We start from the raw sequence: 15033 nt of genomic DNA, 5'->3' as shown, positions 1-15033 counted from the left end.
ATTTTCGTTTTCATGTGTTTCACTGTTTAATTATCAAGGTTCCTGTCATTTGACAGCTCCGATATTTTATCATATCGCTTTCAGCTTGTCAAGTACTTTTTTAAAAAGTTTTTTTGCTGCCTTTCGGCATCTCTGCTCTTTTGCGACAGCCATACTAGATTATCACATCTGCATCTTTCTGTCAAGAACTTTTTTAAACTTTTTCAATGTCGCTCACAGCAACTTTTGTATATTAACACATTCGCAACTGCTTGTCAACACTTTTTTGTAACTACTTGTTACAGCGGAGAAAGAGGGATTTGAACCCTCGCACGGCGTAAACCGTCTATACCCTTAGCAGGGGCACCTCTTCAGCCACTTGAGTATTTCTCCAACGCCTGAATAAATATTTTATTCAATTATCTGCTCTGTATGAGCAAAATTGATTATATCTTATTTTACTCACATTTGTCAATGACTTTTTTAAAATTTTATTTTTTTCTGTTTTTAGGGAAATACTGCACCAGATATTTTACCTGATGCAGTTTTCTTTTTCATTATATTCCTTTAAATCCAAATGTAAATTTCATTGGTTCTTCTGTATTTAGAAGATATTCTTTATGTGTCTTTGCTCCCCAACTGTCATCTCCGCCAACACCCATCTGCTGCTTTGAAACACGTACTACTGTATAGTGTATCTGAGGAAGTTCAAAATCATGTCTGGCATTTTCCATTTCGTGTGGTGTATAAGGAAGCGCAGAAAATTCCACTTTATCACCTGTGAACAACATGCCTCTTCCCTTACAATCTGTAACGGATGCCCAGCGTACACCTGTTTTATTTCCACATTCCTGTGGATTTAAATATTTTGCCATATTGTCTTTCACTTTATTTTTATAGATACCAAGTTTTGCGCCCTTACATCTGTCTGCATAGGTTTCTTCATACCCCATTCCATACCAGGAAACATTTTCATAATCTGCATCAAATTTAAAGATTACCCCAAACTCCGGCATATCTTTCAGCTCTTTTACAGGTTCATAATACAATTCTGTCTCAATATATCCATCAGCATATACTTTATAAGAAAGATTACAATATGCCTCCGGTGTAGTAGGTAAATAGTAAGTATATGTGATTTTTGCATATTCCTCTGTAATTTCAATTTCAGGGTTCATACTATCCGGATAATTTCCATTGGATGGTTTTTTATGGGAAAGATACATACTTGCAATCTTCCACTGTGCATAACGCATAGGCATCAAGTTTCCTTCATCATTATCTGTAGGCGTTCTCCAGAAATTAGGCTTCGGAATTGCTTTTATCATCTCTGCTCCGCCATAACGATAGGATACTAATCCACCATTTAAGTAAGAGAACATCACTTCAAAGTTTTCACCTTTTACTCCAAAATTATGGTCACTGTTAACAACCTCGAATTCACCCTTATGCTCTTCTCTTTCTTTTGCAACTTCATAAACGTACTGTCCAAAAGCTACTTCATGACCTCTCTTTGCCCATAAAGTATCTTCTTTTAACAAGAAGGATACTGTGATCGTATATTCTCCCTGCGATGTCTGAACAGGAATTGGAAGTTTATATTCTTCTTTTGAAAGAGGCTCTGTATTCGTTTCAAGAGCTGCCTGTTTTATCAGCTTTCCATCTTTTTGTAAAGCTACTACACAATCAAAGGTATTGGTATTCACAAAAAGATTTTTATTGATAACTGTCACCTTATCTTTTTCTACTGCTGCTGTTATATTTTGATAATTAAATTTTACCTCCTGCATTTTAGGAGAAGGATTTCTATCCTTTCCATAAACAATTCCATTTCCACTGAAATTATAATCGCAAGGATGATCTCCAAAATCACCGCCATAAGCCTGATAAACTTTTCCATAGCGGTCTTTTTTATCAATAGACTGATCAATATAATCCCAGATAAATCCGCCTTGATATAAAGGTTCTGTATCAGTCAAATCTGTATACTTGTGCATTGCACCACAGGAGTTTCCCATAGCATGTGTATATTCACAGCAGATAAATGGCTTGCTTCTGTCCTTTTCCAAAAACTTTTTAATATTTTCTACACTTGTATACATCTGACTTTCCATATCACTGGTGTCATTATATCGTCTGTCATGGAATACACCTTCATAATGCACTAATCTGGTAGGATCTTCATTTTTATAAAATCTGGACATTTCGTAAATATCTTTACCGCCATAAGACTCATTTCCGCAGGACCAGATTAAAATCGATGGATGATTTTTATCTCTCTGATACATAGAATTCACCCTATCCAGCATCATTGCCTGCCATTTCGGATTATCCATAGGCACAATTCCTGATTTATCACCTGCATATACAGCAGGAGCATCCCAGGAACCATGAGACTCCATATTATTTTCTGCAATCATATATAATCCAAATTCATCACAAAGCTCATAAATCATGGTTTCATCCGGATAATGACTGGTACGGATTGCATTAATATTATTCTGTTTCATGGTAATAATATCTTTTATTACATCTTCTTTTTTTACATAACGCCCTGTTGTAGAACAAAATTCATGACGATTAACACCCTTAAATACAATACGCTTTCCGTTTAATGTCATGATTTTATCTTTCATCTCAAATCTGCGAAATCCTACTTTTTGCGGGACTACTTCCACTACATCCCCATTTTCATTCCTTACTTCCAGTAGTAAATCATAGAGATTTGGCACTTCTGCACTCCAGAGTTCTGGATTTTCTACTTTTATTACAAAAGTACTGTCTTTTTCCAATGAATTTTCCTGCTGGCAAACAGTTTCTCCTTTATGTAATAAAGTAATACGGACATTTCCTTTTGCAGAAGCTTTTATTTTAATTTCCAAATCTGCCTTTGTAAAAGTATCGTCCAAAAGAGTTCTGACTCTTAAATCTGTTACATGGACCTCCGGAATTGTATACAGGTATACATCTCTATAAAGCCCTGAAAACCTGAAAAAGTCCTGATCCTCGCACCAGCTGCTGCTTGTCCATTTAAACACCTGCGCTGCCAGCTTGTTCTTTCCTTCTTTGATATAAGGAGTCAATTCAAATTCAGAAGGCGTAAAACTGTCTTCACTATATCCTACAAATTCCCCATTTAACCAAACTGCCAGTCCACTTTCTGCTCCATGAAAAGATATAAAAATTCTTTTTCCTTTCATGTTCTGTGGAACTTCAAAATATTTCACATAACTTGCCACCGGATTAAACTCCTCTGGAATTTCTCCCGGTACAATGTATTCTTTTCCTTCCCATGGATACTGCACATTGGCATACTGTGGCACATCATACCCTTCCATCTGAATATGAGCAGGAACACGAATATCGTCCCATGATTTACAACAATATTCTTCTTTTTCAAATCCCTGTATGCTGCTTCTGTAATTTTTCGCATAGTGGAATTTCCAAAGTCCATTTAAACTGTATTTAAAATCTTCCTCCTCAAGCTCCATAGCTTCCAAAGATGGATAATATTTATGACTGGAATGTGCTTCTAAACGATTATCTCTGAAATATTCAGGATTTTTAACCAGATTATAATCAAATGTTTTCATTCTGTTTCTCCCTTTCTTTTACTGATATGCATTTATTTTACCATTGATATTCCCCATATTGTATGATATGTTTAGCTAAATAATATAACATTTCGAAACAGGTGATAAAAATGCCCATTTACTTCAGAGACACTCCCGTAAACGAACCATTTACCTTTAATTCCATTGGAAACCATTGGACACAGGAAGCCACCATTCGCCCAAAGGGGTATCCTCTCTATCATTATTTGCAAACAGAAAAAGGATTGGGAAATATTTCCATTCAGGGAAAACATTATACCTTAAAAGAGGGAGAAGGATTTCTCATTGCTCCATATATTAACCATTCCTACTACGGAGAAACAGATGTATGGAATACCTGCTTTTTTACCTTTGCCGGAACGCTGGAAAGCAATATCGGAAAAATTCTTGGCGGCAGACCGGTTATTTTTACCTCGAAAGAACAAGGAGCACAAATCGCACAGATTATTAAAAACACCATAAAAAAATATGAGCATCCCCCTTTAGACGCAAAAGCATTATCAATTGACTGCTATCGTCTTCTTATGTTCTTTGCCAATGGTGTTTCCACAGAAAATTTTATCCACGAACCACTCTATCAAAGATATGTTGCTCCCGTTTTAAAAGAAATTGAAAACAATTACGGCGAAGAACTGAACATTCAGGAATTGAGCAACATGGTTTATATTACTCCCCAATATCTGACTCGCCTTTTCCATCGTTTTCTCGGATGTTCTGCATACGAATATCTTACAACCTGGAGAATGAATAAAGCAAAAGAATTTCTTCTGACCTTTCCTAACATGGAGGTGCAATCTATTGCACGAAAAAGTGGTTTCACGGACTCCAGCCACTTCATTGCCATGTTTAAAAAAACTACAGGAATGACTCCCCTAGAGTTTCGGAAATTAAATTAAAAGGAACTGTCGTATTTGACAGTTCCTTTTTATTCGTTTTCCTTTATGACTTTTTCAATACGTGATTTTACTTCTGCAGCAATCTCTACTGTTTTCATATCCTTATATTCTTCATAAAGCATAGGTTTTAAAATATGGACCTGAACAGTAACTCTCTTAATCGACTTTGTATCAAAAGATTTATAAGAGTCAATCAATGCCACAGGAACAATGGGACATTTTGCCTTTGTGGCGCTTTTAAAGCTTCCGCCTTTAAAATCATGTACGTTGTTCGGGTCTTTTGTCCTTGTCCCCTCTGGAAAAATCAAGTAATTTCTGCCATCCTTAACTTCTTTTGCCACCTGAAGAATAACCTGCATTGATTGCCTTACATCTTCTCTGTCAATGGCATATGCTTTCATACATGCAAATACCTGTTTCAAAAATGGTATATTCTGCACTTCCTTTTTCATGACCACAGAAAAAGGCCTTGGACATGCATGCATAATCGCAAGGACATCAAACAATCCCTGATGATTTGGAAAAAACATAAATCCGTCTTCATTTGGTATGTTTTCCTGTCCATGTACATCAATTGTAATACGTCCGCCCTTAATTGCTCTACTGTCAATAAAACGCAGCATTTTATAACGTTCTTCTTCTGTATATTTCTCTACATGCCGTGCATAATAGCATAACTTAAACCACATAAACGGCACTAAGAGAATATTATACGCCACCATCAAAATTATTCTTTTCACTGTTCTCTCCGTTATTTTGTTATTTCCTGAAATTTATTCTGCAGGCTGTTTTCATACTTAGGATTTTTTCTGATAAAGGTCTGATATGCCTTATCATATTCCTGATAAACATCCCCCTTCATAAATTCACTATATTTCTTTCTGGAGTTTTCACTCATTTTCTCATTTACATCTTTTGCAGGTACAGCATAGTACTTCTTATCTTTCTGTTTCACATAATAGAAAGACATAGCCGGTACTTCCAAAGTTTCTTTCTGCTTTTTCACTTTGTAATCGTACCACACATATACCAGTTCCTTTTTTTCAAATTTTCCTAAAGACTTTGCTTTTTTAAACTCTACCTTTTCAGCTTCATGTGCTTTAAAATAATTCATATTATAGTCGATTTCCTTCTTAATCTCCTTTGCACATTTCTTATCCGGATCAAGACCAAAACATTTCTTTACTGCTTTCTGATCCTGATTTTGATAAGCGCTGATTAATGACTTTACTACTGCTTCCGGGCTTTTGTAGCTTACTTTTGTGCCACATCCGCCCATTAACAGTATGAACATCATAACTATTCCAATTATAATCCCTTTTTTATTCTTCATACTCCCCATTCTCCTACTCGGTGAGATTTTCCTCTTTCTCTCTTACCTTTGCAATACTTGCAACTGTAATATCGTCCTTTAAGTCCATAAGTTTTACACCGGAAGTAATTCTTCCTAAAATAGAAATATCTTCACATTCCAGACGGATAATAATTCCCTCTGTTGTTATCATCATAATTTCATTTTCGCTGTTTACTGCTTTGACACCGATTACATTACCTGTTTTTTCTGTAATCTTATAACATTTTACACCTTTTCCACCCCTATTTTGACGTGTAAATTCGCTGATAGAAGTTCTCTTTCCAAGTCCCTTCTCTGATACAATCAACAGATAATCCCCCTGACAGGTAAGCTGCATACCGATAACTTCATCTTCTTCCAGAAGATTAATGCCTCTTACTCCCATAGAAACTCTACCGGTACTTCTTACGTCAGTTTCATTAAATCGAATACACTGCCCGAATTTTGTAACCAGGATAATATCCTTCTTATTATCTGTAAATTTAACTTCAATCAGCTCATCATCTTCCCTTAAAGCAATGGCTGCAAGACCTGTCTTTCTCACATTTTCATAGTCTTCAATCGGAGTTTTCTTGACTAAACCATTCTTGGTTGCCATAAACAGATAATTACCCTTCTTAAACTCATTGATTGGAATTACGGCTGTAATCTTTTCTTCCGGCTGAAGCTGAAGCAGATTGATAATCGCCGTTCCTCTTGCTGTACGGCTTGCCTCCGGAATTTCATAAGCCTTAATTCTGTATACACGCCCTGCACTGGTAAAGAACATAAGATAATGATGCGTAGTTGTCATTAAAAGCTCCTCAATATAGTCATCATCAATGGTTGACATGCCTTTAATACCTTTTCCTCCGCGGTTCTGACTGCGGAAATTGTCTACGGTCATCCTCTTTATGTAACCCAGTTTTGTCATGGCAATGACTGTATTTTCCTTTGGAATTAAATCCTCCATGGAAATATCAAATTCATCATATCCAATGGCTGTTCTTCTGTCATCTCCATATTTATCCGCAATAACCAGAATTTCCTGTCTGATAACACGAAGCAGCAGATTTCTATCTGCAAGAATTGCTTTTAATTCTCTGATTTTAGTTTCTAACTCCTGAAATTCCTTTTCCAGACGTTCTCTTTCCATACCGGTCAGCTGATACAAACGCATATTAACAATTTCCTGAGCCTGTACATCTGAAAATCCAAAATTTTCCATCAAAGTTTCTTTTGCTTCCTGCCTTGTTTTAGAACTTCTGATAATCTGAATAACCTGATCAATAACATCTAATGCTTTTAACAGACCTGACACAATATGAGCTCTGGCTTCTGCCTTATTTAAATCATACTGAGTTCTTCTTGTAACAACTTCTTCCTGATGTGCCAGATAATACTGAAGCATTTCAAGAAGGTTCATAACCTTTGGTGTATTACCTACTAATGCCAGCATAATCACACCAAAAGTATCCTGCATCTGTGTATGTTTGTACAGGCGGTTTAAAATAACATTTGCATTTGCATCACGTCTTAAAGTAATACAGATACGCATACCTTCCCTGTTGGAATGGTCACTGATGTCTGTAATTCCATCAATTTTCTTATCTCTTACTAATTCCGCAATCTTTTCAATCAGTCTGGCTTTATTTACCATATATGGCAGCTCTGTAACAATAATCTGACTCTTTCCGTTTGGAAGTGTTTCAATATCTGTCACCGCACGCACTCTGATTTTGCCACGTCCTGTACGATATGCTTCCTCAATTCCCCTTGTACCCAAAATCGTTGCCCCGGTTGGGAAATCCGGTCCTTTTACAATTGACAGCAATTCATCAATCGTAGTTTCTCTCTGCTCCTCAATCTGATTATCAATAATTTTAACAACTGCATTTATAATTTCTCTTAAATTGTGAGGAGGTATATTCGTTGCCATACCAACGGCAATACCGGAGGTTCCGTTTACCAGAAGGTTTGGATATCTGGACGGAAGAACCGTAGGTTCTTTTTCTGTTCCATCAAAGTTCGGTGCAAAATCAATGGTATTTTTATTGATATCTGCCAGCATTTCCATGGAAATTTTACTTAAACGCGCCTCTGTATAACGCATGGCAGCAGCGCCGTCTCCATCCACAGAACCGAAGTTTCCATGACCGTCTACCAAAGGATAACGTGTAGACCAGTCCTGTGCCATATTTACTAACGCACCATAAATAGAGCTGTCACCATGAGGATGATATTTACCCATGGTATCACCTACGATACGGGCACATTTTCTATGAGGCTTATCCGGCCCATTATTCAGCTCAATCATGGAGTAAAGAATTCTTCTTTGAACAGGTTTTAACCCGTCTCTTACATCAGGAAGGGCTCGTGAAGCAATTACGCTCATGGCATACTCAATATAAGACTCCTCCATCTTCTTCTGTAAGTCCACTTCCTGAATTTTATCAAATACATTTTCTTCCATTTAGCTTCTCCTTATCATGCAGGGTTATTAAATATCCAGATTTTTTGCATACTTGGCATTTTCTTCAATAAATTCCCTTCTTGGCTCTACCTTGTCACCCATAAGCGTAGTAAATGTCAAATCCAGCTCGGATGTAGAGTCTTCATCCATTACAACACGCATAAGAATACGGCTTTCCGGATCCATGGTTGTCTCCCAAAGCTGGTCCGCATCCATCTCTCCCAGACCTTTATAACGCTGAATGTTACAGCCATCCATGCCGATTTCGGCAAGAATATCCGCCTGTTCCTGTTCCGTATACGCATAATGAATTTTTTTGTTTTTCTCAATTTTAAATAACGGTGGTTTTGCCAGATACACATAGCCCTGCTTAATCAATTCCGGCATAAAACGATAGAGGAATGTCAACAGCAGTGTTGCAATGTGAGCGCCGTCTACATCGGCATCTGTCATAATAATAATTTTGTGATAACGGAGCTTTGAAATATCAAAATCTTCGTGAATGCCAGTTCCAAATGCAGTAATCATAGCTTTAATTTCTGCATTTGCATAAATCTTATCAAGACGTGCCTTTTCTACATTCAAAATTTTACCTCTCAGAGGCAAAATTGCCTGTGTTGCTCTGCTTCTGGCAGTCTTTGCAGAACCGCCCGCAGAGTCACCCTCTACGATATAAATTTCACATTTACTTGGATCTTTGTCCACGCAGTCTGCCAGTTTGCCCGGCAGAGCTGTTCCGTCTAAAGCGGATTTTCTTCTTGTAAGCTCTCTTGCCTTTCTGGCAGCATCTCTTGCTCTTTGAGAAAGCAAAGATTTCTCAATGATAATTTTCGCCACAGCAGGATTTTGCTCCAAATAAATCTCAAGCTGATTGCTTACAATACCGTCAACAGCTCCTCTGGCCTCACTGTTACCTAATTTCTGCTTTGTCTGTCCCTCAAACTGAGGATCCTCGATTTTAACACTGATAATGGCTGTCAGGCCTTCACGAATATCCTCTCCTGTAAGATTTTGTTCATTTTCTTTCAGAAGTTTATTCTTTCTGGCATACTCATTAAAGGTCTTTGTAAGAGCATTTCGAAATCCTACAATATGTGTTCCGCCTTCCGGTGTCGTAATATTATTAACAAAGCCATAAGTATTTTCTGTATAAGCATCATTATGCTGCATGGCAACTTCTACCATAACACCGTCTTTATTGCCTTCAAAGTAAAGAATATCCTCATAAAGCGCTGTATTACTCTTATTCAGGTACTGAACAAATTCTTTAATACCACCTTCATAGTGGAAAGTTACTTCTTTTTCCTTTTCTTCACGTTTATCTCTTGCAATAATTTTCAAACCTTTTGTCAAAAAGGCAATTTCTCTGAAACGATGTTTTAATATTCCAAAATCAAAAATTGTTTCTTCAAAAATTTCCGGATCCGGTAAAAAAGTAACCATAGTTCCTGTTTTCTCCGGTTCACATTCCCCTACCACCTTCAGGCTATAGACAGTTTTTCCTCTTTCATATCTCTGTCTGTAAATTTTTCCTTCGTTAAAAATTGTTACCTCAAGCCATGTGGAAAGTGCGTTTACTACAGATGCACCTACGCCATGAAGACCGCCGGATACCTTATATCCCCCACCGCCGAATTTACCGCCTGCATGGAGAATTGTAAATACAACTTCAACAGCCGGAATACCTGCCTTCTGGTTAATTCCAACAGGAATTCCACGTCCATTATCAATAACTGTAATTGAATTGTCTTCATTGATTGCTACATCAATAGTATCACAATAGCCTGCCAAAGCTTCATCTACTGCATTATCTACGATTTCATAAACCAGATGATGAAGACCTCTTGAAGAAGTGCTGCCGATATACATACCCGGTCTTTTTCTGACTGCTTCAAGTCCCTCCAAAATTTGAATCTGGTCTGCTCCGTACTCTGTTTTAATTTCTGTACTCATGCAATTCCTCCTGTTTTCCGGTAAATCCGGTAGTTGCTCAGTTTTCTTTGTTATATGTATTATGTAAACCTTTCATTCAGGAAGGACAAAATACATTTCCATCTATTACTTTAAAAATTTTGTTGATATGAAACCTTTTATCTATAAAATCATCTAAGCCTGTACAGGTAATCATAGTCTGCACATGACTGATGCTGTTTAAAAGATAATTCTGCCGGTTCGAGTCAAGCTCTGACAAAACATCATCCAAAAGCAGAACCGGCATATCTTTTATCACTTTTTTAACCATGTGAATTTCCGAAAGCTTTAAAGACAGTGCAGCAGTCCGCTGTTGTCCCTGAGAGCCATATCTGCGAATATCAATTCCATTGACCTTTACACAAAAATCATCTCTGTGAGGTCCTACGGAGGTCTGCTTAAAGCGGCAGTCTTTTTCTCTGTTTCTGGAAAGTTCATGATAAAATTCCTCACTGGTTACACTGGGTTCATAAACCAGCTCTATTTTTTCACGGTTTCCGGTGATACTGCTATGTATCTCCTCCATAATACCATTTATCTCATCAATAAACCTGCGGCGTGTTTCAATAATTTCTTTACCGTATTGTACAAACTGCTGATCCCAGACTTCTAAAGTGTCTTTCAGGGACTCCTGAAAGGCAATATCCTTTAAAAGCTTATTTCTCTGGTTCAGAATATGATTATAACTGGATAAACCGGATAAATAAAGTTTATCCAGCTGGCATAGTTCCAAATCCATAAAACGCCTTCTCTCCCCCGGACCATTTTTAATAATATTTAAGTCCTCAGGCGAGAAAAACACAATATTTAAAATACCAAACAATTCACTGGCTTTGCGGATAGGAATTCCATCTATGGCAATTCCTTTTGGCTTGCTCTTCTTTAAGTGCATGTCAATTTTACGAGATATACCGTCTTTATTTACAAACATACGGATATGCGCCTCATCCGCATCGAACTTTATCATCTCTCTGTCCTTACTCCCCCTGTGGGATTTTGTTGTACTGCATAAATATGCAGCTTCCAGTATATTTGTTTTTCCCTGGGCATTATCCCCATAAAAAATATTGGTTCCCTTATCAAATTCTAATGCCAATGCGTCATAATTTCTGTAATTTTTAAGTTCTATTGATTCGATATACATGTATACACCTATTTTACAATTTTAATTTCTTCTCCATGGAAAGAAATCACATCACCATCATATAATTTACGGCCTCGTCTGGTATCTGTTTCCCCATTCACCATAACTTCGCCATCCTGAATGACATACTTGGCTTCAACACCGTCTTCCACCAAATTTGCGGCTTTTAAAGCCTGGCCTAACTTTATAAATTCATCTCTAAGCTTAATTACTTCCATTTTTTCTCCTTTTATCTGCTGACAGCATTAAAGTTTACAGGCAAAATCAGATAAATATACTGCTGATTATCATCACGGATAAAACATGGAGCCTTAGCATTCATAAGATAAATGCTGACTTCTTCATCATCAATTACCTTAAGGGCATCAATTAAAAACTTCGGATTAAAACCGATCATAATATCTTTACCCTCTTTTTCAATATCAATATCTTCTTTCATGGAACCGATCTGTGAGTCAATGCGAAGCTCCATCTGTCCATTCTGAATATTGATAATAATTGGCTTTTTATCACCTTCTTTTACAAGAAGTGTGGCTCTGTCAATACAATCTAAAAATTCTTTTTTATTAATTTTTACTTTTGTTTCATAATCACTGGAAAGCATCTGGTCAATCTTAAAGTATTCTCCTTCAATTAAACGAGAAACAACTTTTGTATCATCAAATTCAAATAAAATATGATTTGCAGAAAGATAAATCTCAACCATATCTTCCAGTTCACCGGATAAAATTTTACTGATTTCATTTAATGTTTTTCCCGGAACAACTACTTTGCGGTCTTCACAGTTTTCTTTTAAAGCGATTTTTCTGATAGAAATACGATGTCCGTCAAGAGAAATAACTCTTAACATATTATTTTCTATCTGAAAAAGTTCACCTGTCATCAATTTATTGTTTTCATTAACAGCAATGGAAAAAATCGTCTGACGAATTATTTCTTTTAAAGTAAACTGTGAAACCCGTATACAATCATTTTTTTCTATTAAAGGTAAATAAGAAAAATCTTCACCTGATTTACCGGGAATATTAAATTTTGCTTTTTCACAGGTAATTGTTGCATTTAATTTTTCATCAGTTTCAATAGTAACATCATTGTCCGGAAGTTTACGAACAATTTCTGAAAAGATTTTTGCATCTAAAGCAATAATGCCTTTTTCTAAAACTAATCCCTGAACGCGGGTTTCGATGCCTAATTCCATATCATTCGATGTAAATTTAATATCATTTGTTGAAGCATCAATAAGAATACATTCTAAAATAGGCATAGTTGTTTTGCCGGGAACGGCTTTCATGACAATACTGACACTTTTTTGAAGTTCAGATTTCGGACAAACTAATTTCATAGTGTGAATAACTTCCTTTCTGTGTGAAGTGGTTAAATAAAAATATAAAAGAATAAAAAATTCGTAGTAACCGCCGTAGGGGCTGTGAATATGTGAATAACTTATGAAACCTTAGAAAATACGGGCTTTAAGCGTATGGATAACTTTGTGGGTTAAGGTTGAAATTCAGGTGTAGAACCTGTTGATAAAAATGTGGGTTAAAAACCGCAAAAATTTCAAAAAAGGTTTTCCACATATAATTCACATAATATACACCATCAGGTGTGGATAAAAATTACCCTATTTTGATGGATTGATTTTCTTTCTTAAAATATCAATAATTTCCTGTGTAGGAGCTGCATTTGGACCATTTAATTCTGCTTCAATCTTATCAATTCCGTTCATAATTGTAGTATGGTCTCTGCCACCAAGAACTTTTCCGATATTTTTTAAAGTTACTTCTGTCATATTGCGGCATAAATACATAACAATTTGTCGTGGAAATACAATTTTTGCATTTCGTTTATTGCCGGTAAGGTCGGAAGGCTGCAGATCAAAGTGTTCTGCAACAACTTCTATAATAAGTTCCGGTGTAATGATGCGCTTCTGATTAGGAGAAATAATATCTTTTAATACTTTTTCGGCTAAAGCAAGGTTAATTTCGCTTTTTTCAAGATTGGCGTAAGCCATAATTTTATTTAAGGAACCTTCTAATTCACGAATATTTGATTTTACATTTTTTGCAATATATTCAATAACTTCATCATCAATTTTGTAACCATCCAGTTCTTCTTTTTTTCGAAGAATTGCCATTCTGGTTTCATAATCAGGAGAAGAAATATCGACAATTAAGCCCCATTCAAAACGAGAACGAAGGCGGTCTTCCAGAATTTCCATATCTTTTGGCGGTTTATCAGATGAAATGACAATCTGTTTTTTAGCTCCGTGAAGAGCGTTAAAAGTATGGAAAAATTCTTCCTGAGTAGATTCTTTTCCTATAATAAACTGAATATCATCAATTAATAAAACATCAATATTTCTATATTTTTCACGGAACTTTGACATAGTGGTATTATTACCATTTCGAATAGAGTCAATCAGTTCGTTTGTAAAATACTCACTTGTTACATATAAAACTTTTGCACTTGGATTTTTCTGTAATACAAAATGTGCTATGGAATGCATTAAGTGAGTTTTACCAAGACCTACACCACCATAGATAAAAAGCGGGTTGTAGGCTTCCCCCGGAGATTCGGCAACTGCCAAAGATGCGGCATGTGCCATTTTGTTGTTATTTCCCACAACAAAAGTATCAAAAGTATAGCGGGGATTTAAGTTTGCTTTTTCAATATTTTCATTTAAGCTTGCAGGGGCTGCCGCCGGAGGTTCTTTAAATTCCTCTTTAATATCTTCAGGAAGGACAAGAGAAATTTCAAAATCCTGTCCAATAGTCTCTGCAATGGAGACTTTTAAAGGGAGAAGGTACTTTTTATTAATATAATCTAATGCCATGCTCCCGTTTGTAACAATAATTGTCACAACATTTCCTTCTACTTTATAAACCTCTAAAGGTTCAAGCCATGCGTTGAAGGAAACATCAGACACATCATGTTCGATTTTAATCATATTTAGAATATCTGACCACTTTTCCTGTATTATGTGCATCTTCATTTCTCCTAATAAGTATTATATGCCGGTTTTAAAACACAAAAATATATGATTGACTGATTACCTCATTCAATCATAGGCAAAAAAAAGTATTATTATCTATATAATATAATAAAAAAGGATTTTTATCAATGAAAAATTAAAAATCCGGCGTTTAAGGAAATGTTGGTATGTGGAAAACTTTGAGAACTACATTATATATAGAAAGAATATTTTAAAAAAGGTGAAAAAAACAGAGAAAAATGGAAATGTGTGCATGTGGATAGAGGAGTGTGGAAAATGAGGACAAGATTTATGGGAAAAGATGTGGAAAAATAGAAATGTGAAAAATGTGTATAACATAAAAAACACAATCCACATGTCGAAAAACCTTGAAAAATAAGGATTTTGAAAAATATATGGGGAAACAATGTGAATATCTGGTATGAGTTATCCACATGTTATCCACATTTTGTGGATAAACTTATGTGAACTGAAAAAATGTGAATAACTCTGTGTATAGAAAAATGGATAAATTTAGTTAAAGAGAAAATGTAAAATTTTGATGTGGATATATTGTGGAAGGTGTGTGGATAGCCAAAACCGTTGAAAAAACCGCAGAAAACGTAAATAAGTGCTTGACGAAATAAGGGTT

10 protein-coding genes and 1 tRNA gene are annotated in these 15033 nt (G+C 36.0%); 1 reads left to right on the top strand and 10 read right to left on the bottom strand.

Annotated elements, in window-relative coordinates; all coding sequences use genetic code 11:
- Nucleotides 1–284: 284 nt before the first annotated feature.
- Nucleotides 285–372 (bottom strand) — tRNA-Ser (locus tag BQ7352_RS04995).
- Nucleotides 373–536: 164 nt separating this feature from the next.
- Nucleotides 537–3572 carry a beta-galactosidase, LacZ type gene (locus BQ7352_RS04990; protein ID WP_072447468.1) on the bottom strand — a complete coding sequence of 1012 codons (3036 nt, stop codon included), beginning with the start codon at nt 3570–3572 and terminating at the stop codon, nt 537–539.
- A 110-nt stretch (nt 3573–3682) separates the two neighbouring features.
- Here BQ7352_RS04990 and BQ7352_RS04985 point away from each other — a divergent pair, with 110 nt between their 5' ends.
- Entirely contained in the window at nt 3683–4489 is an 807-nt protein-coding gene (locus BQ7352_RS04985; RefSeq protein WP_072447466.1) for an AraC family transcriptional regulator, read from the top strand.
- 29 nt (nt 4490–4518) lie between these two features.
- Here the strand turns inward: BQ7352_RS04985 and BQ7352_RS04980 are convergent, their stop codons facing one another.
- From BQ7352_RS04980 to dnaA, 8 genes are all read right to left on the bottom strand, one after another.
- On the bottom strand, nt 4519–5229 hold the full coding sequence (locus BQ7352_RS04980; RefSeq protein WP_072447463.1) for a lysophospholipid acyltransferase family protein: 711 nt from the start codon (nt 5227–5229) through the stop codon (nt 4519–4521).
- Between the two features lie 11 nt (nt 5230–5240).
- A complete protein-coding gene (locus BQ7352_RS04975) occupies nt 5241–5822 on the bottom strand; it encodes a hypothetical protein (RefSeq protein ID WP_072447461.1) in 582 nt (193 codons plus the stop codon).
- 13 nt (nt 5823–5835) lie between these two features.
- Nucleotides 5836–8295 (bottom strand): DNA gyrase subunit A, encoded by a 2460-nt coding sequence (gene gyrA / locus BQ7352_RS04970; RefSeq protein WP_072447457.1) that lies wholly within the window; start codon nt 8293–8295, stop codon nt 5836–5838.
- Nucleotides 8296–8322: 27 nt separating this feature from the next.
- Complete coding sequence (gyrB, locus tag BQ7352_RS04965) at nt 8323–10248, bottom strand: DNA topoisomerase (ATP-hydrolyzing) subunit B (RefSeq protein ID WP_072447455.1); 1926 nt, start codon at nt 10246–10248, stop codon at nt 8323–8325.
- Between the two features lie 76 nt (nt 10249–10324).
- The gene (gene recF, locus BQ7352_RS04960; RefSeq protein WP_072447453.1) at nt 10325–11410 is read right to left on the bottom strand and encodes a DNA replication/repair protein RecF; all 1086 of its coding nucleotides are present in this window, start codon (nt 11408–11410) and stop codon (nt 10325–10327) included.
- A gap of 8 nt (nt 11411–11418) precedes the next feature.
- Nucleotides 11419–11628, bottom strand: coding sequence for an RNA-binding S4 domain-containing protein (locus tag BQ7352_RS04955; protein ID WP_072447451.1), 210 nt, complete (start codon nt 11626–11628; stop codon nt 11419–11421).
- 11 nt (nt 11629–11639) lie between these two features.
- The gene (gene dnaN / locus BQ7352_RS04950) at nt 11640–12752 is read right to left on the bottom strand and encodes a DNA polymerase III subunit beta (protein ID WP_072447449.1); all 1113 of its coding nucleotides are present in this window, start codon (nt 12750–12752) and stop codon (nt 11640–11642) included.
- Nucleotides 12753–13031: 279 nt separating this feature from the next.
- The gene (gene dnaA, locus BQ7352_RS04945; protein ID WP_072447447.1) at nt 13032–14396 is read right to left on the bottom strand and encodes a chromosomal replication initiator protein DnaA; all 1365 of its coding nucleotides are present in this window, start codon (nt 14394–14396) and stop codon (nt 13032–13034) included.
- Nucleotides 14397–15033 lie beyond the last annotated feature (637 nt).

Origin of the sequence: Blautia sp. Marseille-P3201T (assembly GCF_900120295.1) — a bacterium.
Lineage (GTDB): Bacteria > Bacillota > Clostridia > Lachnospirales > Lachnospiraceae > Blautia.
Note: the sequence above shows the minus strand (reverse complement) of the source record. Positions and strands in the feature narration are given on the sequence as shown.

Bases quoted from the DNA above. Each gene is read 5' to 3' on its own strand.
- BQ7352_RS04990 (WP_072447468.1), bottom strand. From the start codon at position 3,572: ATGAAAACATTTGATTATAATCTGGTTAAAAATCCTGAATATTTCAGA.
- BQ7352_RS04985 (WP_072447466.1), top strand. From the start codon at position 3,683: ATGCCCATTTACTTCAGAGACACTCCCGTAAACGAACCATTTACCTTT.
- BQ7352_RS04975 (WP_072447461.1), bottom strand. From the start codon at position 5,822: ATGAAGAATAAAAAAGGGATTATAATTGGAATAGTTATGATGTTCATA.
- gyrA (WP_072447457.1), bottom strand. From the start codon at position 8,295: ATGGAAGAAAATGTATTTGATAAAATTCAGGAAGTGGACTTACAGAAG.
- gyrB (WP_072447455.1), bottom strand. From the start codon at position 10,248: ATGAGTACAGAAATTAAAACAGAGTACGGAGCAGACCAGATTCAAATT.
- recF (WP_072447453.1), bottom strand. From the start codon at position 11,410: ATGTATATCGAATCAATAGAACTTAAAAATTACAGAAATTATGACGCA.
- BQ7352_RS04955 (WP_072447451.1), bottom strand. From the start codon at position 11,628: ATGGAAGTAATTAAGCTTAGAGATGAATTTATAAAGTTAGGCCAGGCT.
- dnaN (WP_072447449.1), bottom strand. From the start codon at position 12,752: ATGAAATTAGTTTGTCCGAAATCTGAACTTCAAAAAAGTGTCAGTATT.
- dnaA (WP_072447447.1), bottom strand. From the start codon at position 14,396: ATGCACATAATACAGGAAAAGTGGTCAGATATTCTAAATATGATTAAA.